The sequence below is a fragment of the Massilia genomosp. 1 genome, assembly GCF_011682185.1.
In the GTDB taxonomy this organism is placed as follows: domain Bacteria; phylum Pseudomonadota; class Gammaproteobacteria; order Burkholderiales; family Burkholderiaceae_D; genus Telluria_A; species Telluria_A rubra.
On record NZ_WHJF01000432.1, the window covers coordinates 1 to 371 of the forward strand.

General features: G+C 44.7%; 1 rRNA gene. It reads right to left on the reverse strand.

Features of this window, described 5'->3' with window-relative positions:
- Positions 1 to 255: 255 nt before the first annotated feature.
- Positions 256 to 371 (reverse strand): 16S ribosomal RNA (locus F1735_RS34385); the annotation flags it as partial.

Here is a 371-nt window from a genome sequence, read left to right on the forward strand (position 1 = left end):
ACAGAGATAAGAAAGTACAGCGTTGTTGCTTTGTTTTGATACATACAATCACTACCCATCGTCTGACCTGTCGGTCAAACGATTAAAACTTTACTTCTTCCAGATTGTTAAAGAACGAAACAGCTTTTAATCCCTGAAAGATCAAACCTAAGCATGGATGCTTACGTTTGCGCTTTCAAACGCTGTTCTTCTTGATTGACAGTCGATAAGTGTGGACGCTTAATGAATCGGCTCTATAGCCTGATGCAACTCTAGAAAGGAGGTGATCCAGCCGCACCTTCCGATACGGCTACCTTGTTACGACTTCACCCCAGTCACGAATCCTACCGTGGTAAGCGCCCCCCTTGCGGTTAAGCTACCTACTTCTGGTA